At 69.8% G+C, this 25311-nt stretch carries 14 protein-coding genes; 5 read left to right on the top strand and 9 right to left on the bottom strand.

The window, feature by feature from the left end; all coding sequences use genetic code 11:
• Positions 1-30: 30 nt before the first annotated feature.
• Complete coding sequence (locus tag ACIA8E_RS01235; protein ID WP_399292978.1) at positions 31-1530, bottom strand: 1,3-beta-glucanase; 1500 nt, start codon at positions 1528-1530, stop codon at positions 31-33.
• A gap of 205 nt (positions 1531-1735) precedes the next feature.
• On the opposite strand from ACIA8E_RS01235, the gene ACIA8E_RS01230 reads away from it, so the two are divergent.
• A complete protein-coding gene (locus ACIA8E_RS01230) occupies positions 1736-2140 on the top strand; it encodes a MerR family transcriptional regulator (protein ID WP_399292976.1) in 405 nt (134 codons plus the stop codon).
• Between the two features lie 3 nt (positions 2141-2143).
• Positions 2144-2485: a thioredoxin gene (gene trxA / locus ACIA8E_RS01225; protein WP_399292974.1), complete on the top strand. Its 342-nt coding sequence runs from the start codon at positions 2144-2146 to the stop codon at positions 2483-2485.
• A gap of 10 nt (positions 2486-2495) precedes the next feature.
• On the opposite strand, the gene ACIA8E_RS01220 is transcribed toward trxA, so the two are convergent.
• Entirely contained in the window at positions 2496-3440 is a 945-nt protein-coding gene (locus ACIA8E_RS01220; protein ID WP_399292972.1) for a TIGR04222 domain-containing membrane protein, read from the bottom strand.
• Between the two features lie 445 nt (positions 3441-3885).
• Between ACIA8E_RS01220 and ACIA8E_RS01215 the strand changes: the two genes are divergently transcribed.
• The gene (locus tag ACIA8E_RS01215; protein ID WP_399293767.1) at positions 3886-6096 is read left to right on the top strand and encodes a HelD family protein; all 2211 of its coding nucleotides are present in this window, start codon (positions 3886-3888) and stop codon (positions 6094-6096) included.
• Here ACIA8E_RS01215 and glgB read toward each other — a convergent pair.
• The 4 genes from glgB to ACIA8E_RS01195 all read right to left on the bottom strand — a co-directional run bounded on the left by glgB (position 6053) and on the right by ACIA8E_RS01195 (position 14108).
• Positions 6053-8500, bottom strand: a complete 2448-nt coding sequence (gene glgB / locus ACIA8E_RS01210) for a 1,4-alpha-glucan branching enzyme (protein WP_399292970.1) — start codon at positions 8498-8500, stop codon at positions 6053-6055. The genes ACIA8E_RS01215 and glgB overlap by 44 nt on opposite strands.
• Positions 8501-8599: 99 nt before the next feature.
• A complete protein-coding gene (locus tag ACIA8E_RS01205; RefSeq protein ID WP_399292968.1) occupies positions 8600-10018 on the bottom strand; it encodes a phosphotransferase in 1419 nt (472 codons plus the stop codon).
• Positions 10019-10338: 320 nt separating this feature from the next.
• Positions 10339-12045: a maltose alpha-D-glucosyltransferase gene (treS, locus tag ACIA8E_RS01200; protein WP_399292966.1), complete on the bottom strand. Its 1707-nt coding sequence runs from the start codon at positions 12043-12045 to the stop codon at positions 10339-10341.
• Positions 12042-14108 carry an alpha-1,4-glucan--maltose-1-phosphate maltosyltransferase gene (locus ACIA8E_RS01195; protein WP_399292964.1) on the bottom strand — a complete coding sequence of 689 codons (2067 nt, stop codon included), beginning with the start codon at positions 14106-14108 and terminating at the stop codon, positions 12042-12044. Before ACIA8E_RS01195 ends, treS begins: the two co-directional genes overlap by 4 nt.
• Before the next feature lie 865 nt (positions 14109-14973).
• Between ACIA8E_RS01195 and glgP the strand changes: the two genes are divergently transcribed.
• Positions 14974-17577, top strand: a complete 2604-nt coding sequence (gene glgP, locus ACIA8E_RS01190) for an alpha-glucan family phosphorylase (RefSeq protein ID WP_399292962.1) — start codon at positions 14974-14976, stop codon at positions 17575-17577.
• Between the two features lie 201 nt (positions 17578-17778).
• Positions 17779-19011: an alginate lyase family protein gene (locus ACIA8E_RS01185; protein ID WP_399292960.1), complete on the top strand. Its 1233-nt coding sequence runs from the start codon at positions 17779-17781 to the stop codon at positions 19009-19011.
• A 109-nt stretch (positions 19012-19120) separates the two neighbouring features.
• Here the strand turns inward: ACIA8E_RS01185 and ACIA8E_RS01180 are convergent, their stop codons facing one another.
• The 3 genes from ACIA8E_RS01180 to ACIA8E_RS01170 form a co-directional block, all read right to left on the bottom strand.
• Entirely contained in the window at positions 19121-21145 is a 2025-nt protein-coding gene (locus ACIA8E_RS01180; protein WP_399292958.1) for a M4 family metallopeptidase, read from the bottom strand.
• A gap of 469 nt (positions 21146-21614) precedes the next feature.
• The gene (locus ACIA8E_RS01175; protein WP_399292956.1) at positions 21615-23423 is read right to left on the bottom strand and encodes an ABC transporter ATP-binding protein; all 1809 of its coding nucleotides are present in this window, start codon (positions 23421-23423) and stop codon (positions 21615-21617) included.
• Entirely contained in the window at positions 23420-25210 is a 1791-nt protein-coding gene (locus ACIA8E_RS01170) for an ABC transporter transmembrane domain-containing protein (RefSeq protein ID WP_399292955.1), read from the bottom strand. Before ACIA8E_RS01170 ends, ACIA8E_RS01175 begins: the two co-directional genes overlap by 4 nt.
• Positions 25211-25311: the final 101 nt, after the last annotated feature.

Genomic DNA, 25311 nt, shown 5'->3' with positions numbered 1-25311 from the left:
ACCGGCCGCACACGTATGTCAGCTGTGCGGTCAGCCGAACGGGATGTGGACGACCGACTGGTTGCCGATCCCGACCGTGCTGGAGCCGTTGCCGATGGCGTTCCAGATCTCTACCTTGACCTTGCCGTTCACCAGATTGCCCTGGCTCCCGGTCGAGGCCATGAGTCCCTTGCTCTGCGTGTAGTGCTCGTAGCCGGGGACGGGGTCGGTGGGGAAGTAGTTGTACGTCTCCGTCCGGTCCCAGGTCCCGTCGCCCGTGCGGTCATAACTCACCCTCACCTGCTGCCCGTTGGCGACTGTCGCACCGGCGTCGACGAACAGGTCGAACTGGGTGGACCCGCCGTTGTAGGTCCGGGTGATGCCGGAGGCGGTGAAGGTCTGCGGGCTGTGCAGGGCGCCGTCGTAGTTGGCGCCACCCGCCGAGGCGAGCGTAGCGGCCGAGCCGGACGCCTCGGCCGCACCGAGACCGCCACCGGAGCGGAGCGTGAGGTCGGAGGAGCCGGACGGCGGGTCGGTCGGGTCCGGGGGATCGGTCGGGTCGGTGCCCCCGCCGCCCTTGGTCCAGACACCGACGTAGTCGACGAGCATGGGGCGGCCCGGGACGGTCTCGGCGGTGGGGGTACTGCCGCCCAGCGCATCGGGGAACGCGCCGCCGATCGCGAGGTTGAGAAGGATGAAGTACCCCGCGTGATCGGTCATGGCGGCCCAGGTGCCGGCGTCCAGCTGGCTCTGGGAGACGGAGTGGAACTGCTGGCCGTCCACGTACCAGCGCAGCACATTGGGGGTGACGGAGCGGTCCCACTCGAACGTGTACGTGTGGAACGCGGACTGGCAACTGGCACCGGGGCAAGCCCGATTGTTGGCGATGCCGCTGGTCTCGTTGCACGGGCCGCCCGGGTTGACGCCGCAGTGCAGCACGCCCCAGACGGAGTTGATCCCGTTGACGTTCTCCATGATGTCGAACTCGCCTATACCCGGCCAGTTCCAGTAGTTGCCACGGTACGGGGAGCCGAGCGCCCAGAACGCGGGCCAGTAGCCGAGCGCCGCGTTCCCGGTGACGTTCGGCATCTGGATCCGGCTCTCGATGCGCAGAGTGCCGCCCGCCGGGGCCTTGAAGTCGGAGCGTGTGGTCTCGACCCGGCCGGAGGTCCAGTTGCCCGCACCGTCCCGGAGCGGGGTGATCCGGAGGTTGCCGTTGCCGTCGAGACTGAGGTTGTCAGGGCTGGCGGTGTAGTTCTGGATCTCACCCGTGCCCCAGTTCGCGGGGCCGCCCGGGTAGGCGTGGCCGGTGTCGATCTGCCAGTTCGCGGCCGAGGGGAGGGAGCGGTCGGCGCCGTTGAAGTCGTCGCTCCACTTCAGGTCCCAGCCGGGCGCCGGGGGGACGGCGCCGCGTGCGGACCCGGTGCCGAGGACAGTGGCCAGTCCGGCCAGGAGCAGGGCCAGCACGGTCAGCGCGGCGAGTGCGGTGGTGCGTCTGCGGGGGGTGGAGGTGGGGGAGTGGGCGGGCAGGTGGATGCGGCTCGCGTTCAAGGAACACCTCTCCGGTGGGGGCGGGGGGACAGAAACGAGGTACCGGTCTTGAGAGCGCTCTCACGCTTTTGTAGATGCACGCCAGGAGACCGTCAATGGCGATGCACTCTTAACTTCTTGAATGTAAAAGGCAGTTGAAGGAATGCCTCGGGGAGGAGAGCCCCGCGCTTGCCTTGACGCCCGCGTCAACCCTTACGGTCGAAGCATGCGAATCGGGGAGCTGGCCGAGCGGGCCGGGACGACGACGCGGACTCTGCGCTACTACGAGTCACGCGGGCTGCTGCCTGCGCGGCGGACCGTGAACGGGTACCGCACGTACGACGAGGACGATCTGCGTCTGCTGCAGCAGATCCGGACCCTGCAGGACTTCGGGTTCGATCTGGAGGAGACCCGGCCGTTCGTCGAGTGCCTGCGCGCCGGCCACCCGGCCGGTGACGCCTGCCCCGCCTCGCTCGCCGTCTACCGGCGCAAGCTCGGCGAGCTCGACTCGCTCATCGAGCAGCTCAAGTCGGTCCGCGCCCAGGTGGGCGCAGAGCTCGCGAGGGCCGAGATGGAGGCCGCGGCCGAGCTTCCTGGCGGCCCGGAACCACGTTGTGAACTGGGAGGATGACAGATGATTCATGCAGAGGGCGTGACCGAGGTCACCGACGCCACCTTCGACGGGGAGGTACTGGGGGCCGAGCTCCCGGTGCTGGTCGAGTTCACCGCAGACTGGTGCGGACCCTGCCGTCAGCTCGCCCCCGTGCTCAGCGCGATCGCCGCCGAGGAGGCCGGGCGCATCAAGATTGTCCAGATCGACGTGGATGCCAACCCGGGCATCACGAGCCGCTACGCCGTGCTGTCGATGCCGACCCTGATGGTGTTCCGGTCCGGCGAGCCGGTGCAGTCGATGGTGGGCGCCCGGCCCAAGCGCAGGCTCCTTCAGGAGCTGGAGGGCGTGCTCGAGAAGGTGTGAGCCACAACGCTCAGTAGTTTCCGCCGCCACAGCTGCTGCCACCGCCGCAGCTGTGGTGGTGACCTCCTCCGTCGTACGAGGATCCGTGCGAGCCGTACGAGTCGTGGGAGCTGCCGGATCCGTAGGAGCTGTGGTCGCTGCCGGCGCCGCCGCTGTCCGGGTTCCGGTCGTCGTCCGGATCCAGCGCCTTTCCGTACTTGATCAGCATGCGGCCCACCGAGGGCAGACGGCCCCCGCCCCCGTCCCACCGCCGGGAGCGCCGGCGCTCACCCGGCAGCGCGCTGCGCCCGTCGAACACCACGGCCCCGAGCGCGGCCGATGCCCACACCTCACCGGTGCGTATCGCTGCGAGGCGGCGACGGCCCGCCGGGGTCAGCGGTCCCCGCGCCGGGCACAGCACCCGTACGGCCAGACAGCAGGCTCCCACCGCGATGAACGGTGCCGCCTGCCGTAGCCCCTGCGGGACGGCCAAGGTGGCCAGGACCGCTGTGCTGCACACCACGACGACCAGGCCGCGCGCGGCGTACAGGCGGGCCAGGGCGCGTGGCGGGGACATCAGCAGACCGTACGAGACGAGCCGGTCGCCGATCGCGCGTACGGCCCCGGCCCGCACCGCCCGTACCCGCAGCAGCGTCGGGGTCGTAGAGCCGGAGGTCCGCCACTTCTCGACCACGGCATGCTCCACCGGATGCCCGGGTTCCGTCCACGGCTCGGGCAACCGCAGCCGCCCACCCGACCCGATCACGACGTTGTTGTCACTGCCCCACAGGGTGTGGAGCGCCGCCTCCACCACCCGCTCCGGTCCGCCCGCCAGGAACGCCGCATCGTACGGACCCAGTTCGGGCGCGCGCTCCTGGCGCCGCCACGGCGGCAGCCGCCGACCGGAGAGGGCCAGGCAGGCGGTGGCGGCGACCAGTGCGGTCGCGGCGTCGATGAGCGTGAGTGCGGTCCACATGGCAGCCCCCGATCCGGACGTGCTCCGGATGAATGTGCGTATACGAGGGGTATCTCCGTGTGAAGCACGGTCAATCCGAACAAGCCTGATTTCAGAGCTTTTTCTGAGCTTGCTCCGAGCTGCTTGCTTCCCCCGTGCTCGCGGTCCGGGCCATCGATCGCATCCGCGCGCCCGACTCCGGCCGCGCGGCCCTCCGGGTCGACTCCGGCGACGCCGCCTTGCGGCGGGGCATCCTCGTACGGCTGCGCGCCGTGCTCGATGCGACGGGGGCACCGGCCCTTCGCCAAGCGCCTCCTGGACGCAAACAAAAACCCCGGTCCGAATTGACGGTCGGGGTATTTCTTCGCCTATATTGAATAGTTCCGTGTGTGCGTGAAGCGTAATACACGGAGAACTTCAATAAATGTACTCTATCGCGCCAGGAGCTGAATTGTCAACCGAGGAAATGCGGCAGGAACAGCAATTCGTCTCCTTCGCCCACGAGCGGCTCGACCAGCTCCGGGCAGCGGCCGAAGCTGCCATGCGTGCCACGATCGCGCAGCTCAGCACCGGTCGACAGGCGCGGGTGGAGCGCGATATCGGTGTCGCCGAGCACTCCGCCTCACTCGCCTCGCTGAATGCCGCCGACACGGGACTCTGTTTCGGACGGATCGACAGGCGCGACGGAGTCACATACCACATCGGGCGCATCGGAATCCGGCGGGACGACGTCGCGCGGACCCCGTTGCTGATCGACTGGCGGGCTCCCGTCGCGCGGCCGTTCTATCTCGCGACCGGGTATGAACCTATGGGGCTGCGCCGCAGGAGGCACATCACCACGCAGGGGCGCACGGTCACGGGGTTGCACGACGAGATCATGGATCTCGCCGACACCAACCGCACCGGATACGAGTCGCACGACGCCGACGAGGTGCTGCTCGCCGCGCTGAACACCGCCCGCACGGGCCGGATGGGCGACATCGTCTCGACCATCCAGGCCGAACAGGACCGCATCATCCGCGCCCCGCAGCGCGGGGTGCTCGTCGTCGAGGGAGGGCCGGGCACCGGGAAGACCGCGGTCGCGCTGCACCGGGCCGCGTATCTGCTGTACGCGCACCGCGAGCAGCTCGCCAAGCGGGCCGTGCTGATCGTCGGGCCCAACCCGGCCTTCCTCGGCTACATCGGCGACGTGCTGCCCTCGCTCGGTGAGACCGGCGTACTGCTGTCGACGGTCGGCGAACTGTTCCCCGGCGTCCGCGCCACCGGCACCGACAGCCCGGCGGCCGCCGCCGTCAAGGGCCGGGCGGACATGGCCGGCGTACTGGCCGAGGCGGTACGGGACCGGCAGCAGGTGCCCGACAAGGGCGAGCCGATCGTCATCGCGCACGACGACGGGGAGCTGATCCTCGACTGGGACATGGCAGTCGAAGCGCGGCACAAGGCCCGCGAGACCGGGCTGCCGCACAATCTCGCCCTGCCCACCTTCGCCTTCCGGATCATCGACGATCTCACCACGCAGCTCGCCGACCGCATCGGCGCCGACCCGTACGGCGGCCCGAACTTCCTCGGCCCCGACGACATCGCCCAGCTCGGCAAGGGCATCGCCGCCAGCGCGGAGGTGCACGCCGCCATCACCTCCCTGTGGCCGGCGCTCACCCCGCAGGAGTTCCTCGCCAGCTATCTGGAGGAGCCCACGCACCTGGCCGAGGACGACGCCGAGCTGCTCCGGCGCGCGCAGAAGGCCGCCTGGACACCTGCCGACGTGCCCCTCCTGGACGAGGCCGCCGAGCTCCTCGGTGCGGACGACTCCGCCGCCCGGGCCGCCGCCGAGGCCGAGCGGGCCCGTCAGATCGCCTATGCGCAGGGCGTCCTCGACGTCTCGTACGCCTCCCGTACCTACGAGTTCGAGGACAAGGAGGACATCGACGAGGACGCCTCCGAGGTCCTCGCGGCACACGACATCATCGACGCCGAACGGTTCGCCGAGCGTCAGGAGGAGGCCGACCACCGCAGCGCCGCCGAGCGCGCCGCCGCCGACCGGACCTGGGCGTTCGGGCACATCATCGTCGACGAGGCGCAGGAGCTGTCGGCCATGGCCTGGCGGCTGCTGATGCGCCGCAGCCCGACCCGCTCGATGACCCTGGTCGGCGACCCGGCCCAGACCGGCGACCTGGCAGGCTGCGACTCCTGGCAGGAGATCCTCGCGCCGCATGTCCAGGACCGCTGGCAGCTGGCCCGGCTCGGGGTCAACTACCGTACGCCCGCCGAGATCATGGAGTACGCGGCCGAGCGGCGCCGGGCCACCGACCCCGCCTTCGAACCCCCGCGCTCCATCCGCTCCACCGGTGCACGGCCCTGGGAGCGCACTCTGCCGCTCGCCGACGTGGCCGGGCTCGCCGAGGCCGAGGCCCCGGCGGAGGGCAGGCTCGCCGTCATCGCCCCGCGCGAGCTCCACGCGGAACTCACCGGACTCGACGACGGGCCGCTGGATCTGCACCGGCCCGTCGTCCTGCTCGACCCGCGCCAGGCCAAGGGCCTGGAGTTCGACACGGTTCTCGTCGTCGCGCCTGCGCTGATGACCCCCAACGATCTCTATGTGGCGCTGACCCGGGCCACCCAGCGGCTCGGGGTCATCACACCGGCTTCAGCCACACCGTCGCCAGCGGCGGCAGAGTGAGCTGGACGCTCGTGCGGTGACCGTGGGCGGCGACGGACTCCGGCTTCAGCGGATCCGGGTTGAGGACGTCCCCGCCGCCGAACCGTGCCGCGTCCGTGTTGAGCACCTCCGCCCAGGCGGACGCGGACGACGGCACGCCCAGCCGGTACTCGTGGCGGACCACCGGCGAGAAGTTCGACACCGCGAGCAGCGGCGCACCGTCCGCGTCGAAACGCAGGAAGGCGAAGACATTGTCCTCGGCAGCTCCGCCGTCGACCCAGGCGAAGCCCTCGGGGACGGTGTCGCGTTGCCACAGCGCCGGTGTCGTCGTGTACACCGCGTTCAGCTCACGCACCAGGTCCCGGACGCCCCGGTGGTCCGCCTCCGCCGCGTACGACGGGTCGAGCAGCCACCAGTCCGGGCCGTGGCCCTCCGACCACTCGGCTCCCTGGGCGAACTCCTGCCCCATGAACAGCAGTTGCTTGCCCGGGTGCGCCCACATGAAGCCGAGATACGCCCGGTGGTTGGCGCGCTGCTGCCACCAGTCGCCGGGCATCTTCGACACCAGCGCCCGCTTGCCGTGCACGACCTCGTCGTGCGAGATCGGCAGCACGTAGTTCTCGCTGTAGGCGTACACCATCGAGAAGGTCATCTCGTTGTGGTGGTACTTGCGGTGCACCGGCTCCTTCGAGACGTACTCCAAGGAGTCGTGCATCCAGCCCATGTTCCACTTCAGTCCGAAGCCGAGCCCGCCGAAGCCGCCGGGGCCGACATGGTGGGTGGCGCGCGTGACGCCGTCCCAGGCGGTGGACTCCTCGGCGATGGTGACGACGCCAGGATTACGCCGGTACACGGTGGCGTTCATCTCCTGGAGGAAGGCGACAGCGTCCAGATTCTCCCGGCCGCCGTGCTCGTTCGGAGCCCACCCCCCTTCCTCGCGCGAGTAGTCGAGGTAGAGCATCGAGGCGACGGCGTCGACCCGCAGCCCGTCGATGTGGAACTCCTCGCACCAGTACGTGGCGTTGGCGACCAGGAAGTTGCGCACCTCCGTGCGGCCGAAGTCGAACTCGAGCGTGCCCCAGTCGGGGTGCGCGGCGCGTGCCGGGTCAGAGTGCTCGTACAGCGGGCGGCCGTCGAACTCGGCGAGCGCCCAGTCGTCGCGCGGGAAGTGCGCGGGCACCCAGTCGACGATGACGCCGATGCCGGACCGGTGCAGCGCGTCGATCAGATACCGGAAGTCGTCAGGGGTGCCCATGCGCGAGGTCGGGGCGAAGAAGCCGGTGACCTGATAGCCCCAGGAGCCACCGAAGGGGTGCTCGGAGACCGGCATCAGCTCCACATGTGTGAACCCCAGATCCCTTACATAGGCCGGAAGTTGCTCGGCGAGCCGGCGGTACGTGAGTCCCGGCCGCCAGGACGGCAGATGCACCTCGTACACGGACAACGGCGCCTCGTGCACGGGTGCGTCCCCGCGGTGCGCCATCCACTCCTGGTCCTGCCACTCGTGGTGCGAGGCCGTCACGACCGAGGCATTGGCGGGCGGGACCTCGGCGCGGCGGGCCATCGGGTCGGCGCGCACCGTGTGCGTACCGTCCGGGCGGCAGATGTCGAACTTGTAGAGCGCACCCTCGCCGATCGCGGGGAGGAACAGCTCCCAGACCCCGCTGGAACCGAGCGAACGCATCGGGAAGCCCGTGCCGTCCCAGTAGTTGAAGTCCCCGACGACCCGCACACCGCGGGCATTGGGCGCCCAGACGGTGAACCGCGTACCGGCGACCCCCTGGTGCTCCATGGGCTGTGCGCCGAGGGCGGTCCACAGCTCCTCGTGCCGTCCCTCGCCGATCAGATGCAGATCGAGATCGCCGAGCGCGGGCAGGAAACGGTACGGATCATGGACCTCGACCTCGTTGTCCGCGTAGCCGACCAGGAGTTGGTACTCGGGGACGGACGGCATCGGCAGCAGACCGGAGAAGAGGCCGTCGCCGTCGTCGTGCAGCTCGGTCCGCAGCCCCTTGGCGAGCACGGTCACCGATCGCGCGTACGGACGGAGCACCCGGATCGCCACACCACCACGGACCATGTGCGCGCCGAGCAGATCGTGCGGGGCATGGTGCTCACCGGCCAGCAGCCGGCCCCGGTCGGCGTCGTCGAGGGCTCGCACCGGCCGGACGCCGCGACCACCGCCACGCCGCGGCCGCGGGGGAGAGGCATCGGTCCGCTTCTCCGCTGTCTTCTTCCGCGTGGCCGGGGAGGTGGCCGAGCCCGCGGGTGCCGAGGGCGCCGCAGTGGCCGAGGAGGCTGAGAGTTCCGGCTGGGCCGCTGGGGCTGCGGAGGCCGGCTGGGCCGCTGGGGTCGGCCCGGCAGCAGGCGCTGTTGGGGTCGCGGAGGGATCGGGCGCTTTGCGGGGCGGCTTGCGGGCGGTCACAGGGACAGCCTCCTCGAGGGGTCTTGGTGAGGCAGGAATCAGGTGGCCCGGGCAGGGAAGAAGCCGCCCGGCCGAAGAAGGCGCGCACTGCGCGGGGCATCAGTCGACGGCGGCGGCCAGGCGGTGGATCGCGGCCATCGGGACCGGCAGCCAGTCGGGCCGGTGCCGGGCCTCGTACAGCACCTCGTACACCGCCTTGTCGGTCTCGTGGGCCCGCAACAACTCCGGTTCGCTGCGCGGATCGACGCCCGCGGCCTCCGCGTAACCGTCGCAGTACGCCGCTCGGCAGCGGGCCGCCCACTCGGCGTTCCAGGGCCGGTGCGAGCGGGCGGCGTAGTCGAAGGAGCGGAGCATGCCCGCGATGTCCCGCACCGGCGGCTGCGGGCGGCGGCGTTCCAGGAGGGGGCGCGCCGGTTCGCCCTCGAAGTCGATGAGTGACCAGAAACCATCGGCCGCGCGCAGCGTCTGGCCGAGATGGAGGTCGCCGTGGACGCGCTGTGCGGCCCAGCTGCGGCCCTTGTGACCCAGCGCGGCAACGGCGTCGAACGCGGTGCGCAGCCCGGGGACGTAGGGCACGAGAGCCGGAACGGCCTGGGCGGCCGCCTCCAGCCGCTGCAGCATACCGGCGGCGAGATGCTCGGTCTGGGCGCTGCCCAGCACGGGCGTCGGCAGGGCGGTGGCGAGCGCCGTGTGCACCTCGGCGGTGGCCCGTCCGAGGGCGCGGGCCTCGCGGGTGAAGTCATGGCCCGAGCCCAGCGCGCGCAGCGCCAGCTGCCAGCCGTCCTCCGCGCCGCGCAGGAACGGCTGGAGAACGCCGAGGGTGAGGGGCTCCGGGGCTGTCGCCTCGAACCAGGCGACGGGTTCCGGCACCCGCCCGCAGCCCTCCCGGGAGAGAGCGAGCGGCAGTTCCAGATCCGGGTTGGTGCCGGGGAAGACCCGGCGGAAGATCTTGAAGATATAGGCGTTGCCGAAAACGAGGGAGGAGTTGGACTGTTCGGTGTCGAGCACGCGGGGGGTGAGCCCGGCAGGGATGGGAGCGGCGCCCCGGTCGAAGCGCAGGGTGCCGAGGGTGCCGGGGGTTCGGAGCCGTTCCAGCAGGAGTTCGGCGAGGCGCGGATCGTGCAGGCCCTCGTAGACCGTCCGGCCGGCCAGCGGGCCGCCCGTCACATGGCCGATGAGGGCCGGGGCGAGCCGTGGCGGCAGCGTGGACCGTACCCCGAGCAGCATTTGGTAGCAGTCGTCGGGCGACTGGGCGGGCAGGGACGGCTGGTGGACCCGGATCAGCAGATGGAGCAGCCCCGGCCCCGTGCCGGGGCCGGTCCCCTGGCCGATGCCGGTGGAATCGGCGTCCACCGGCAGTATTTCGGTCGCCGAGACAAGGGAGAAGGCCGTGACCGGCCGCCCCTTGCCCGCGAACCACCGCTGCCGGGGCAGCCATTCGTGCAGCAGCGGGGCGAGTGACGGGAGCAGGGCTGTGCTGTTCGCGAGGGCGACCCGAGTGGATGCAGCCTCCGACATGGCATCGCGTCCTTTCCCCGGGCACACCACAGGATGCGAAGAGTGTCCCGGATTGCGGCAATAGCTGTCCGGCTGTGCGGGACGTGTCGGGTCAGGATGGTCCGTACGGACTCGACGTGAGGGCCTCGAAAAGGCGCGAGGCCCCCGGAAGGACTCCCGAACGACTCCGGGGGAGCCGCCCCGAAGGGCCCCGAAGTTCCGTAACTGCCTGAAGAGCCCTGAGAGCCCCGAAGAGCCCTGAAGAGCTCGATGTGGGGGAGAGTGCCCCGTGCGGGGCGGCGGAAACCGCCCCGCGGTCAGCGGTGGAAATTGACACCGCATCAGCTCGGCGGCGCGTCCTTCCGCAACCTGAACCAGTAGAACCCGTGCCCGGCGAGAGTCAGCAGGTAGGGCCACTGACCGATCGCGGGGAAGCGCACCCCACCGATCAGCTCCACCGGATGACGCCCGTTGAACAACCGCAGATCGAGCTCCGTCGGCTGCGCGAACCGCGAGAAGTTGTGCACGCACAGGACGAGATCGTCCTTGTACTCACGGGTGAAGGCGAGCACGGCGGGGTTCGATGACGGCAGTTCGCTGTACGAGCCGAGACCGAACGCCCGATTCTGCTTACGGATCTCGATCATCCGCCGTGTCCAGTGCAGCAGCGACGACGGCGAGGCCATCGACGCCTCGACATTGGCCACTTGGTAGCCGTAGACCGGATCCATGATCGTGGGGAGATAGAGGCGCCCCGGATCGCTGGAGGAGAATCCCGCGTTCCGGTCGGGCGTCCACTGCATCGGGGTCCGGACGGCATCCCGGTCACCCAGCCAGATGTTGTCGCCCATGCCGATCTCGTCCCCGTAGTACAGAATCGGGGAGCCCGGCAGGGACAGGAGCAACGCCGTGAACAGCTCGATCTGGTTGCGGTCGTTGTCCAGCAGGGGCGCGAGCCGCCGCCGGATGCCGATGTTGGCCCGCATCCGAGGATCCTTGGCGTACTCCGCGTACATGTAGTCGCGCTCTTCGTCCGTGACCATCTCGAGCGTGAGCTCGTCGTGGTTGCGCAGGAAGATGCCCCACTGACAGCCGGACGGGATCTCCGGGGTCTTCGCCAGGATTTCGGAGACCGGGTAGCGGCTCTCGCGCCGCACGGCCATGAAGATCCGCGGCATCACCGGGAAGTGGAAGGCCATATGGCATTCGTCGCCGCCGGCCGGGAAGTCGCCGAAGTAGTCGACGACGTCTTCCGGCCACTGATTGGCTTCGGCGAGCAGCACGGTGTCCGGGTAGTGCGCGTCGATCTCCTTGCGGAGCCGCTTGAGGAACTGGTGGGTCTCCGGGAGGTTCTCGCAGTTGGTGCCCTCCCGCTGGTAGAGGTACGGCACGGCGTCGACGCGGAAGCCGTCGATCCCGAGGTCCAGCCAGAAGCGGAGTGCGGAGATGATCTCCTCCTGCACCGCCGGGTTCTCGTAGTTGAGATCGGGCTGGTGGGAGAAGAACCGGTGCCAGTAGTACTGCTTGCGCACCGGGTCGAAGGTCCAGTTGGACGTCTCGGTGTCGACGAAGATGACCCGGGCGTCCTGGAACTGCTTGTCGTCGTCGGCCCAGACGTAGTAGTCGCCGTACGGGCCGTCGGGGTCGCTGCGGGACTGCTGGAACCAGTCGTGCTGATCGCTCGTGTGGTTCATGACGAAGTCGATGATCACGCGCATGCCGCGCTGGTGCGCGGCGTCGACGAACTCCACGAAGTCGGCGAGATCGCCGAACTCCGGCAGTACCGCGGTGTAGTCGGAGACGTCGTAGCCGCCGTCGCGCAGCGGCGACTTGAAGAACGGCGGCAGCCAGAGGCAGTCGACGCCAAGCCACTGCAGGTAGTCCAACTTGGCGGTGAGACCCTTGAGGTCGCCGATGCCGTCACCGTTGGAGTCCTGGAAGGACCGGACGAGGACTTCGTAGAAGACGGCGCGCTTGAACCAGTCGGGATCGCGGTCCTTGGCGGGGGTGTCCTCGAACTTGTCGTGGACAGGCTCATTGACGATCATGGTGTGGGTGACCCTCCGGTCGGCGGGGACGGTCGCAGGACGACGACGTGCGCGGGCGTGACGCCCGGCTCTAGGCGCACATAGAAGTTCCTGCCCCAGTGATAGGTGTGGCCGGTGAGCTCGTCACGCACCGGCACGGTCTCGTGCCAGTCGAGGCCGAGTTGCGGCATGTCCAACGAGACCGTGGCCTCCTGGGTGTGGTGAGGGTCGAGGTTGACGACCACCAGAACGATGTTCGAACCCGAGCGCTTGCTGTACACGATCAGCGCGTCGTTGTCGGCGGCGTGGAAGTGCACGTCGCGCAGCTGCTGCAGGGCGGGGTGACGGCGCCTGATCCGGTTGAGCGAGGTGATGAGCGGAGCCAGGGAACGGCCCTCGCGCTCCGCCGACTCCCAGGCCCTGGGCCGGATTTCGTACTTCTCCGAGTCCAGGTACTCCTCGCTGCCGGCCCGTACCGGGGTGTTCTCGCACAGCTCGTACCCCGCATACATGCCCCAGGACGGCGAGAGCGTCGCGGCGAGCACGGCCCGGGCCTCGAAGGCCGGACGTCCGCCCTCCTGGAGATAGCCCGGCAGGATGTCCGGAGTGTTCACGAAGAAGTTGGGCCGCATGTAGGAGGCCGCGTCGCCGGACAGCTCGCTGACGTACTCCGTGAGCTCCTGCTTGGTGTTGCGCCAGGTGAAGTACGTGTACGACTGCTGGAAACCGACCGTCGCGAGCGTGTGCATCATCGCGGGGCGGGTGAACGCCTCGGCCAGGAAGATCACATCGGGGTCGGTGCGATTGATGTCGGCGATCACCTTCTCCCAGAAGACGACCGGCTTGGTGTGCGGATTGTCGACGCGGAAGATCCGTACGCCGTGGTCCATCCAGAACCGGAGGATGCGGAGGGTCTCCGCGACGAGGCCGCGCAGATCCTTGTCGAAGGCGATCGGATAGATGTCCTGATACTTCTTGGGCGGGTTCTCGGCGTAGGCGATGGTGTCGTCCGGCCGGTGGTGGAACCACTCGGGGTGCGTCTCCACCCACGGGTGGTCCGGGGAGCACTGGAGCGCGAAGTCCAGCGCGATCTCCATGCGCAGGGTGCGGGCGGTCTCGACGAAGTGGTCGAAGTCGTCGAGCGTGCCGAGCTCGGGGTGCACTGCGTCGTGACCGCCCTCGGCCGAACCGATCGCCCACGGCACCCCGACATCGTGGGCGCCGGGGGACAACGAGTTGTTGGGGCCCTTGCGGTGGGTGGTTCCGATGGGGTGGATGGGCGGGAGATAGACGACGTCGAACCCCATGGCGGCGACAGCGGGAAGCCGCTCGGCAGCGGTACGGAACGTGCCGCTGATGATCCTTCCCTGCTGTTGCTCCTCCGTCCTGGCCGAAGCCTTCCCCGCCCTGCCCTTCTTGGCCGCCTTGGTCGCCTTCACCGGCTCGGCGGGTTCGATCCTGGCCCCCTCGGACCGGGGGAACAGCTCGTACCAGGAACCGAACAGGGCCCGTCGGCGCTCGACGACCAGGGGGAGCGGTCGGGCCGCGGTGACCAGCTCGCGCAGCGGGTGGCGGGCGAGTGCGGCGGTGGCCTCGGGAGCGAGCGCGGCGGCGAGCCGGGCGGCGGCCGGACGGGACTCGTCACGAAGCGCGTCGGCGGCGGCCAGCACGGCCTCGCGCCCGTCCCGTTTCGGTACGCCCTCGGCGGCCCGTTCGTACAGCGCGGCGCCCTCGGCCAGGACGAGCGTGGAGTCGATGCCGGCGGGGATCTTGATCTGGGCGTGCTGGCGCCAGGTGGTCACCGGATCGCTCCAGGCCTCGACCGTGTACGTCCAGCGCCCTTCGGAATCGGGGGTGACATCGGCGCCCCATCGGTCGGAGCCGGGGGCGAGCTCGCGCATCGGTGTCCACGGGCCGGTTCGTCCGCTCGGATCCCGCAGAACCGCATTGGCGGCGACCGCGTCATGGCCTTCACGGAACACGGTGGCCGTGACCTGGAAGGTCTCACCGGCAACGGCCTTCGCGGGCCTTCTGCCGCAGTCGACGAGCGGGCGGACGTCGAGGACGGGAATACGACCGATCATGGAATCACCTGGGGACTGGAGCTCGGGCTGCACGGGGTGCGGCGAGGCCGGGAAGGGCTGAGCGAGTACGCCGCGACTGTGGGGGTCCGTCCTTTCTAGCTGCTCCGTTGTCGGCTGATGGGGTGTGAGCATGGCCGCTCCTGTCCGCGTTCACTCGAATGGCACTCGAATGGCTGGGGCACGGGTGTGGTGTACGGGTGGGGACCGGATGCACACCGGCCCCGTACGCACTGCGTACGAGCCGCTGCTGGATCGCAGATGATCCGCATTCGGGCGGTATTCGGGCTGTGTACCGCAGAAGCCTTCCCACCGTTCTCGGGGGGCCAATCCGGTGGTTTGTTAACTACTCGGGCGTAGCTGTGAAGGTCTGAATGCGCCGGGCTCCGTCCCTGGTGACGGGCCGGCGTGGTCGGCCTCGCCGGTGCTCGGGCGGGGCGTGCCGGGCGTCGGGCGTCGTAGTGCCCGTCCCATGAGCCGAAACCTCCTCCTCGACGTGGAACTCGCCGCACGGAGTCGCGCCGGTGGTCGGGCGGTCCGCCCCCGACCCCGTACGTGCCACACGGCAGCCTTCCCTGTGGGATGAGGTGCCACAAGGCCACCCGAGGGGGTGGAATCGGCCATAACCCCCGTGGCGGATGCGCAGCGATTTGCTCCAAGAGGGCAGTGATACGGAGGGGACCCATGCCTGCGGGGCTTCGGCCGGGGGCGTGGCCGGGGCGGGCGGCTCACCGGGCGTCGCCCGCCGTGAGCCGGTCACGCGCCGTGGTTTCGCAGTGCGGTGCACCGTACCGTCGAGGGTGACGGAGAGGGCGCACACCGTGGTGCGTCCCCTCGGATTCGTACGTCCCCTGTAAAGGTGGAATACGTGAAGGCCATTCGTCGATTCACCGTGCGTCCCGTCCTCCCCGATCCCCTTCAACCGCTCAGCGACCTCGCCCGCAACCTGCGCTGGTCCTGGCACACCGAGACACGTGAGCTCTTCCAGGCCGTCGCTCCGAAGGGCAGCCGGGCGGCGGACTCCGACCCTGTGGGTCTGCTCGGCACCGTCTCCGCCGGGCGGCTCGCCGAGCTGGCCCGGGACGAGCAGTTCCTGCACCGGCTCAACGAGGTGTCCGGCGCCCTCCAGGAGTATCTGGACGGTCCGAGGTGGTACCAGGAGCAGCAGGCTCAGGGCACGGAACTGCCCGCCGCCGTGGCGTACTTCTCGCCCGAATTCGGTGTGGCCGCAGCCCTTCCCCAGTACTCCGGCGGACTCGGCATCCTTGCCGGGGACCATCTGAAGGCCGCCAGCGACCTGGGCGTACCCCTCGTCGGGGTGGGTCTGCTCTACCGGCACGGCTACTTCCGCCAGAGCCTGTCGCGCGAAGGCTGGCAGCAGGAGCACTATCCCGTCCTCGACCCGAACGAACTGCCGCTCACCCTGTTGCGCGAGGCCGACGGAACACCGAGCCAAGTGGTACTGGCCCTCCCCGGCGGCCGCTCGCTCCACGCCCGTATCTGGCAGGCCCAGGTCGGCCGCATCCCGCTGCTCCTGCTCGACTCCGACGTGGAGGAGAACGCGCCCGGCGAGCGCGATGTCACCGACCGGCTGTACGGCGGCGGCAGCGAGCACCGTCTGCTCCAGGAGATGCTGCTCGGCATCGGCGGGGTACGGGCCGTACGGACCTACTGCCGGCTCACGGGGCACGCCGAGCCGGAGGTGTTCCACACCAACGAGGGACACGCCGGCTTCCTGGGGCTGGAACGTATTCGTGAACTCTCCGGCACCGGGCTGGATTTCGACTCCTCGGTCGAGGCGGTGCGGGCCGGCACGGTCTTCACCACCCACACCCCGGTGCCGGCCGGAATCGACCGCTTCGACCGGGAGCTCGTCGCCCGCCACTTCGGCGACGACGGTGAACTGGCGGGCGTGGGCGTCGAACGGATCCTGCAGCTGGGCATGGAGACCTACCCCGGCGGTGAGCCCGGCCTTTTCAACATGGCGGTCATGGGCCTGCGACTGGCCCAGCGTGCCAACGGAGTCTCCACCCTGCACGGCGCGGTCAGCCGGAAGATGTTCGCGGGACTGTGGCCAGGATTCGACGTTGCGGAGGTGCCGATCACCTCGGTGACCAACGGCGTGCACGCGCCCACGTGGGTCGCGCCCGAGATCTTCGACCTGCGGGACCGGTACGGGGGCACGCCGGGACGCTGGGATGCGGCGGCCGGGATCCCGGACCGGGAGATCTGGGACCTGCGGCGGAACCTGCGCGAACAGCTGGTGACCGAGGTGCGCAAGAGGCTCTCCGCCTCGTGGCGCACACGGGGTGCGGAGCCGGCCGAACTCGGCTGGATCGACGGTGTGCTGGACCCGGACGTACTGACCATCGGCTTCGCCCGCCGCGTGCCCTCGTACAAGCGGCTGACCCTGATGCTGCGCGACCGTCACCGGCTGACGGAACTGCTGCTCCACCCGACCCGGCCGATTCAGATCGTTGTCGCGGGCAAGGCACACCCTGCCGACGACAGCGGCAAGCGGCTGGTCCAGGAGCTGGTGCGGTTCTCCGACGACCCCAGGGTCCGCCATCGCATCGTCTTCCTGCCCGACTACGGGATGGCGATGGCACAGAAGCTCTACCCGGGCTGCGACGTCTGGCTCAACAACCCGCTGCGCCCGCTGGAGGCGTGCGGCACGAGCGGGATGAAGGCTGCCCTCAACGGCTGTCTCAATCTGTCGGTGCTCGACGGCTGGTGGGACGAGTGGTTCGAACCGGACTTCGGCTGGGCGATCCCGACCGCGGACGGGTCCGCCATGGACGAGGACCGGCGCGACGATCTGGAGGCGAATGCGCTCTACGAACTGATCGAGGAGCGGGTCGCACCACGCTTCTACGACCGAGGCGCCGAAGGTCTGCCCGAGCGCTGGGTCGAGATGGTCCGCCGCACGGTGGGATCCCTCGGGCCCAAGGTTCTGGCGGGACGCATGGTGCGTGAGTACGTGGAGCGGTTGTACGCACCGGCCGCACTGGCCCACCGCTCCCTGGACACCGCCACGGCGCGGGAACTCGCGGACTGGAAGGCCCGGGTCCGTGCGGCCTGGCCGCGGGTCGCCGTCGACCACGTGGAGGCCGTGGCACCGGGCACGGCGGGCAGTTCGGCCGAGCTGGGGTCCACGCTGGCGCTGCGGGTCCGGATCGCCCTCGGAGCACTGGAGCCGGACGATGTGGAGGTGCAGGCGGTGGCCGGGCGGGTCGACTCAGCCGACGCGATCTTGGACACCCAGGTCTTCCCGCTGAAGCCGACCGGCGGCCAGGACCTGGAGGGCCGCTGGTTGTACGAGGGGCCGCTCGCCCTCGACCGCACGGGGCCCTACGGCTACACCGTGCGGGTACTTCCTGCCCACCCGCTGCTCGCGACCAGCGCGGAACTGGGCCTGGTCGCCCTGCCGACGGAAGCGACGGGAGACGGTGCGGGCGTGCTGATGCGCTGATGACCCGACCCCTGGGGCCCGGCACCTGCGAGGTGTCGGGCTCCTTCGTTTTCTGAACGCAATGTCTTGACGTGTCCATGGGATGCATTTAGGTTCCTCACTCATTGCAGAGTTCACAACTCGACTCGATGTTCATGTCTGTGAACTGAACTGGTTCTGAAGAGAGTTGCTGAACCTCCTCCGCACCGGAAGGCACCCCACATGCGTACCGGATCCATCGGGCGCGGCCTCGGCCTCGCCACAGCACTGGCCGCCCTGCTCACCGCGGTCTTCATGGCCCCGGCGTCGGCAGACAGAGCCGTACCCGCCGACGGCCCGCAAGCGGTGAAGGCCGCCACGGCCGCGGCCCCGGCCTCCTTCACCCACCCCGGCGTCCTCGTCAGCCGCCCCCAGCTCGACTTCGTTCGCGGCAAGGTGCAGGCCGGGGCCCAGCCCTGGAAGAGCGCGTACGACCAGATGCTGGCCAGCAAGTACGCCTCGCTCACCCGCACCGCGAAGCCACGCGCCATCGTGGAGTGCGGCTCGTACTCCAACCCCAACTACGGCTGCACCGACGAGCGCGAAGACGCGATTGCCGCCTACACCCTCGCGCTGGCCTGGTACATCACTCAGGACAGCCGCTACGCCCAGAAGTCCATCGAGATCATGGACGCCTGGTCGGCCGTGATCCAGGACCACACCAACAGCAACGCCCCGCTTCAGACCGGCTGGGCCGGCTCCTCGTGGCCCCGGGCCGCCGAGATCATCAAGTACACGTACAGCAGCTGGCCGAACTCCGGCCGTTTCGCCACCATGCTGCGCAACGTCTACCTCCCCAAGGTCATCAACGGCTCCAACAGCAACGGGAACTGGGAACTGAGCATGACCGAGGCCGCGATCGGCATCGCGGTCTTCCTCGAGGACCGCACCGCCTACGACAAGGCCGTCACGAAGTTCCGCGGACGTGTCCCCGCGTACATCTACATCGCCGCCGACGGCGCCCTGCCGAAGACCGCACCGGGCAGCGGCCTCGACACGCGCGACGAGATCATCGGCTACTGGCAGGGGCAGTCCACCTTCATGGACGGTCTCTCCCAGGAGACCTGCCGCGATCTCACGCACACCGGCTACGGCATCTCCGCCATCTCCCACATCGCCGAGACAAGCCGTATCCAGGGCCAGGACCTCTACCCCGAGATCGCCGAACGCCTGCGCCACGCACTGGGCCTCCACGCCAAGTACCAGCTGGGCGCTGCAGTTCCGTCGACGCTGTGCGGCGGCACGCTCAAGGACAACCTCGGCCCGGTCACCGAAGTGGGCTTCAACGCCCTGCACAACCGGATGGGTATCGCCATGACCAACACCCAGACCCTCACCGAACAGCAGAGGCCGGCCGGATCCAACAACCTGTTCGTGGCCTGGGAGACCCTGACGCACGCGAACAACCCCAACTGAGCGGCATCCAGAGGCAAGTCGTTTCGCGGAACGGCGAAACCGCCCGGGAGGAAGGAGCATCCCTCCCGGGCGGTTCAGCTCATCGACTGCCCTGAACGTGCTGCTGGGTTCAGAAGGTCAGCTTGAAGCTGTTGACGGTGCCGGTGTCCTGCGAGGCGACGTCCTGGACCTTCAGCTTCCAGGTGCCGTTGGCGACCTCGGACGACGCGTTGACGGTGTAGGTCGTCTGGACGTTGTCCGCCGAGTCGCTGGACGACGAGTTCTTCAGCCGGTAGGCCGTACCGTCCGGGGCGACGAGGTCGATGACGAGGTCACCGCGCCAGGTGTGGGTGATGTCCACCCCCACCTGGAGGGTGCTGGGCGCGTTGCCCGTGACGCCGGTGACGTTGACCGAGCTGGTGACGGCCGCGCCGTTGTCCGGGATGGCGACGTGGGTGGTGTTCTGGAAGACGGTGCCGCCGCCTCCGCCACCGGGGCGCGAGCCGACGTTGATGCCGGCCCAGGCGTCGGCCACCGACTTGTACTCGGCACTGGTCGTGCCGTACAGCTCACCGGCCGCAGCGAGGGTGCCGGTGCGGGCCGCCGCGTAGTTCGTCGTGGAGCTGAACTTGGTGGTGAGCGCCTTGAACCAGATCAGCGCGGCCTTGTCGCGGCCGATGCCGGTGACCGGCAGGCCGTCGGAAGTCGGGGAGTTGTACGAGACGCCGTTGATGGTCTTGGCGCCGCTGCCCTCGGAGAGGAGGTAGAAGAAGTGGTTCGCGGGACCTGAGGAGTAGTGGACGTCCACTCCGCCGATGCCGGAGTACCAGGCGTCCTTGGACGCACCGTCCTTGCTCGGCTTGTCCATGTAGCGCAGCGGGGTGCCGTCGCCGTTGATGTCGATCTTCTCGCCGACCAGGTAGTCGCCCACGTCGGTGGCGTTGTTCGAGTAGAACTCGACCGCGGCGGCCATGATGTCGCTGGTCGCCTCGTTGAGCCCGCCGGACTCGCCGCTGTAGACCAGGCCGGCCGTGGCGGAGGTGACACCGTGCGTCATCTCGTGCGCGGCCACGTCCAGGGAGGTCAGCGGTGCGGCGTTGCCGCTGCCGTCCCCGTAGGTCATGCAGAAGCAGCTGTCGTCCCAGAAGGCGTTGACGTAGTTGTTGCCGTAGTGGACGCGGGAGTACGCGCCGACGCCGTCGCCCCGGATACCGGTGCGGCCCTGCACGTTCTTGTAGTAGTCCCAGGTCTCGGCCGCGCCGTAGTGCGCGTCCGCCGCGGCGGTCTCGACATTCGTCGGATTTCCGTTGCCCCAGATGTCGTCGGAGCCGGAGAACAGCGTTCCGGTGCCGGACGTGCCGTGGTTCAGGTTGTACGTCTTGTGGTTGCCGCGTGTCGTGTCGGTCAGCGTGTACGACGGGGCGGTGCCGAGCGTGACCTGTCCGCTGTACTGGGTGTTGCCGGTGCCGGTCTCGATGGCCTGCCACTCGTAGATCTTCGCACCGCTGGACGCGTCGGTGATGACGTGCAGCTCGTTGGGGGTGCCGTCGTCCTGGAGGCCGCCGACGACGGTCTCGTAGGCGAGCTGCGGCTTGCCCTGGGCCATCCAGACCACCTTGCGCGGTGCCCGGTCGGCGACGGTCTTCTTGGAGCCGGCGGCCTTGGCCGCACCGAGAGCCTGCGTCTCGGCCTTGGCCGGGGCGACATCGGCGGCGGTGTCGACGGCCTTCAGCTGGGCGGAGGAGGCCTTGGACGCCTTCGTGACGCTCTCGGTCTCACCGGCCTTGGACTCCTGGACGACCAAGTCCCCACCGAGGACCGGAAGTCCGTTGAAGGTGCGCTCGTAACGCGTGTGCGTGGTGCCGTCGTTGTCCTGGATGACATCGCGGACGACGAGCTTCTCCTGAGAGCCGAGATCGAGCTCCTTGGCCGTGGCCGCCTTGCTCGCGTTGGCCTCGCGGATCAGCTCGGCGCGCTGGGAGGGGGAGAGCTGCTTGGCCAGTGCCCCGTGATTGACTCGGGTGGCGGCCGGGGCGGCAGCGGCACTGTCGGGCACGGCGGCTGCCGTGCCCGTCTGGATTCCTGTGGCGAGGAGGGCTGCTGCGGCTATCAGAGCGCCGGTCGCGGTGGCGCGACGGCTGGGCGTGGATCTCACGCGGACTCCTTCTGCGAGGGGGGTACCGGCGGCTGGGTGAGCCGTCCGGGCAGAGCAAGCAGTGCGCAGAACGGGGGAAGAGTGTCAGCAGATGGACGTCTCTGTCAGGACCGCGTCAACAATTTGGCCAGAATTCGTCCGTTGCCGGAAACGTCATGTTCGTTAAGCGGACGTTTCACCGATCATCACCGCGACGCCATCCAGGGTCCGGATGCAGGCCTGATTCGTAGAGCGATCTAAGTCGAGCTCGCACGCATCGTGTTCGAACAGCGAGCTGGGTTCGGGGTAGCGCCCGTCAGCGGAAATGGCCTCGAACTGTGGCTCGTTCCGAACCGTCCGCGACCGGGACATCCGCCGAACGCTGCCCGGCGCACCCGCCGCCGAGCGTGAGACGCCCGGCGGCGCGGTCATGGCAGCCGCCGCCGCTGTCTCCGCAGTCCTGTCGCGGAGAACCGGCTCCGCGCCGTGTTCACGACGACGGCGAATGAGACCGGTCGGCATGCCAGGAACGCCAGAGTGCGGCGTAGGCGCCGTCGGCGGCCACCAGATCGTCATGGGCACCGAGTTCGGTGATCCGGCCGTCCTCCATGACGGCCACCCGGTCCGCGTCATGGGCCGTCTGCAGGCGGTGCGCGATGGCGATGACCGTCCTGCCTTCGAGGACGGCGGCCAGCGCTCGCTCGGTGTGCCGTGCGGTCCGCGGGTCCAGGAGCGCGGTGGCCTCGTCGAGTATCAACGTGTGGGGGTCGGCCAGTACGACACGTGCCAGCGCGAGTTGCTGGGCCTGTGCGCCGTCCGGGCGGTGTCCCGCATGGCCCAGATCGGTGTCGAGGCCGTCCGGGAGCTCGTCGGCCCACTCGGCGCCGACAGTGGCGAGCGCCGCGCGCAGTTCGGCGTCGGTGGCCGACGGCGCTGCCATCCGCAGGTTGTCCCGGACCGTGCCGAGGAACACATGGTGCTCCTGGGTGACGAGGACGACCTGGCGGCGCAACCGGTCGGGCGTCAGACCGGCCACCGGTACCCCGCCCACCGTCAGCGAGCCGGTGCGCGGCACGTCCACGCCGGCCAGCAGCCTGCCCAGCGTGGTCTTGCCGGCGCCGGACGGGCCGACGATCGCCAGGTGCTCGCCGGGCCGGACCGTCAGACCGACTCCGTGCAGGACGTCGGCGTCGTCGCCCCCGCCGCCGTAGGCGTAGTGCACACCGGTCACCGCGAAACGGTCGTCCGCCGGTGTGAGCGAGCGGGCCGAGGGCACGTGCGGCACCACCCCGATCCCCTCGACCCTGGCAAAGGACGCGCTGCTGCTCTGCAGTTGTTCGACCCGCTGCAGGATGGTGTCCAGCGGCTGGGAGAGCTGCCGCAGATACAGGGCCGAGGCGACCACCGCACCCAGGCTCATGGCGCCGTGGCTGTGCAGCACACCGCCGGTCAGCAGGACACCGGCCACGGGAACTACATAGGAGATGTCCACGGCGGGGAAGAGCACGCTGCGCAGGAACAGCGTGCGGGTCCGGGTGCGCCGGCAGTCCTCGATCGCCTGGTGACATGCGTCGATACGGCGCTTCTGCAGCCCGAGCGCCTCGACGGTGCGGGCGCCCGCGGCGGTGGCAGCCAGCTGCTCCGCCAGCGCCGAATTGGCCGCGCCCTCGGCGAGGTAGGCGGTGAGCGCCCGGCGCAGATACCAGCGGACGGCGAACCAGATGCCCAGCAGCCCGAGCACGCCGCAGGCACCGAGCAAGGGGTTGAGTACGAAGACGGCCCCGAGGATGAACAGCGCCTGGACCGCGGCGATCAGCACATCGGGGCCGACGTCGCGGAGGGTGGTACCGACCGCCGCGACATCCGTGGTGCCGCGGGTCGTCAGGTCTCCCGTGCCGGCTCGCTCGACCACCGAGGCGGGCAGCGCCAGTGCGCGGTCGGCGAACTGCTCGCGGACGCGCGCCAGGGTCCGTTCGCCGAAACGGTGTCCGACCAGGCCGGCGTAGCGGGCCAGCAGGAGCTGTGCCAGGGCGAAGACCAGGATGGTGAACGCCAGCCGGTCCACGGTGCCGACTCCGCCGCCTGCCCTGACTTCGTCGATGACCCGGCCGAGCAGCCACGGGGCGACGAGTCCGGCGCCGGCGGCCAGCGCGTTGAGCGCGAGCAGCGCGGCGAAGGCGCGGCCGTCCTGCCGGACGAGCCGGACGGCCGCGCGACGGATCCGGAACGGTTCGGCGACCGGCAGAGCCCCGGACGGCGGCCGGGGCTCTGCCGGGGCACCGGACGAAGAAGCAGTCATGAGGTGGCCTCCTGGGGCGCGGGTCCGCACTCGTCGCCCGCGGGGACGGAGTCGTCATCGTCCGCACCACGGGACACCAGCAGGCGATAACCGGGTTGTCCGTCCAGCAGCTCGCGATGGGAGCCGACAGCCGCGACGGAGCCGTCGACCAGGTAGTACACGGTGTCGGCCAGGTCCAGCACGAGAGGGGAGGTGCTGGTGACGACTGTGGTGCGGCGGGACCGTGCCGTGCGCAGCCGGGACGCCATGGCTGCCTCGGTGTGCGCATCGACGGCCGAGGTCGGCTCGACCGCCAGGAGGACCTCGGGATCGGCCAGCAGGGCCCGGACGAGGCGGACCCGCTGCCGCTGGCCCCCGGAGAGATTGCGGCCCTGGGCGTCGACGGTGGAGCCGAGGCCGTCGGGCAGGCCGCGGACGATGTCCTTGGCCGCGGCAGCGTGGACGGCACGGCGGAGCACCTCGTCGTCCCGGTCCCGGCTGCCGGAGACGACATCGCGCAGCGTGCCGGCGAACAGGTCGGCCTCGTTGTCCGCGACGAGAATCCGCGCGCGGACCTGGGCCGGCTCGATCTCGTCGAGGCGCACGGTGCCCCAGGTCGCTGCCGACGCGGCAAAGCCGCCGAGACGGTCGATCACCGTCGCGGAGTCCGACGGCCGGGCGCCGACCAGAGCGGTCAGCCTTCCGGGGATCACCTCGACCCCGGACTCAGGATCGTGGAGGACGGAGGGCGACTCGGGCCCGTTCAGAGATGGCGAAGATGGCTCCCGGACCGTCGAGTCGGGCTCCAGGGACAGGAAGTGGATGACTCTGCGCGCGGCGACCAGACCGCGGCTGATGTCGTAGCCGCCCTCGATGAAGGCGGAGACGGGCACGACGAGAACCGCCGTATAGCCGTACACCGCGACCAGTTCGCCGACGGTGAGCTCGCCCTGTGCGGCCATCCGGGCCGCCAGCCAGGTCACGGCGCCCAGGAACAGGGTGGGCAGGCCGACGCCGAGTGCCTGGATCCAGCTGGTCACCGCCCCGACCCGGTACCCCTCCGCCTGCAGCTCCTGCGAACCGCGCCGGTAGCGTTCGGCGTAGACGTCCTTGCCGCCGATGCCGTTGAGGACACGCAGACCGCCGGCGATGTCGGCGAAACTGGCGGCGAGGCTGCCCTGCCGGTCGCGGTACGCCGACTCGGCTCCCTGGAGTCGCCCCAGCAGCGGACCGACCAGCACCGCGAGCAGCGGCACGCCCAGCAGCACCACCGCGGCGAGCAGCGGCGAGACGGCCAACAGCAGTGCGGCCACGACGACATAGGCGAGGACGGCGCCGACGCCGGGCCCGGTGACGGTCAGCGTATCGGCGATCCTGGCGACGTCACCGAACCCGATGGTGACGATCTCGCCGGCCGTGGCCCGGCGCGGCAGCGCCGCGCCCAGCCTGGTCGCCTGGGCGACCACCACCCGCACCGTACGGAAGGCACCGTCGAGCCGCACCCTGGTCATCGTGCGGTGCCGCATGATGGCCAGCCAGGCGTTGAGCACTCCGACACCCACCAGTGCCGCGACCCAGCCGGCCAGCGCAGCGCCGCCCCCGGTCCGCAGCCCGTCGTCGATGGCGCGCGACAGCAGGTACGGCGGCAGGGTCAGGCAGATCATCCAGGAGCTGCCGAGCAGGGCCCCGGCGGCAACGCGGCGCCATTGACGGGTGACCAGCCACCACAGATACCGCCCGGGGCTGCGCAGGTCCGGGGTCTCCTGGTCCACATGCGGGCCGACCGGGTGACCCACGGGATCAGTCATGTACGCACCCTAAGGGCTGTCCCGTAATCCCTGGCGGGCGCACGACGACAGCTACGGCACCTCGCTGCGTTGTCGGAACGCCCGAATACGCCCAGTATGAG

It is taken from the genome of Streptomyces sp. NPDC051664, assembly GCF_044453545.1.
In the GTDB taxonomy this organism is placed as follows: domain Bacteria; phylum Actinomycetota; class Actinomycetes; order Streptomycetales; family Streptomycetaceae; genus Streptomyces.
Note: the sequence above shows the minus strand (reverse complement) of the source record. Positions and strands in the feature narration are given on the sequence as shown.

Coding starts and splice junctions, on each gene's coding strand:
- ACIA8E_RS01195 (WP_399292964.1), bottom strand. CDS start 14,108: ATGATCGGTCGTATTCCCGTCCTCGACGTCCGCCCGCTCGTCGACTGC.
- ACIA8E_RS01220 (WP_399292972.1), bottom strand. CDS start 3,440: ATGTGGACCGCACTCACGCTCATCGACGCCGCGACCGCACTGGTCGCC.
- ACIA8E_RS01205 (WP_399292968.1), bottom strand. CDS start 10,018: ATGTCGGAGGCTGCATCCACTCGGGTCGCCCTCGCGAACAGCACAGCC.
- treS (WP_399292966.1), bottom strand. CDS start 12,045: ATGATCGTCAATGAGCCTGTCCACGACAAGTTCGAGGACACCCCCGCC.
- ACIA8E_RS01230 (WP_399292976.1), top strand. CDS start 1,736: ATGCGAATCGGGGAGCTGGCCGAGCGGGCCGGGACGACGACGCGGACT.
- trxA (WP_399292974.1), top strand. CDS start 2,144: ATGATTCATGCAGAGGGCGTGACCGAGGTCACCGACGCCACCTTCGAC.
- ACIA8E_RS01170 (WP_399292955.1), bottom strand. CDS start 25,210: ATGACTGATCCCGTGGGTCACCCGGTCGGCCCGCATGTGGACCAGGAG.
- ACIA8E_RS01175 (WP_399292956.1), bottom strand. CDS start 23,423: ATGACTGCTTCTTCGTCCGGTGCCCCGGCAGAGCCCCGGCCGCCGTCC.
- ACIA8E_RS01215 (WP_399293767.1), top strand. CDS start 3,886: ATGCGGCAGGAACAGCAATTCGTCTCCTTCGCCCACGAGCGGCTCGAC.
- ACIA8E_RS01185 (WP_399292960.1), top strand. CDS start 17,779: ATGCGTACCGGATCCATCGGGCGCGGCCTCGGCCTCGCCACAGCACTG.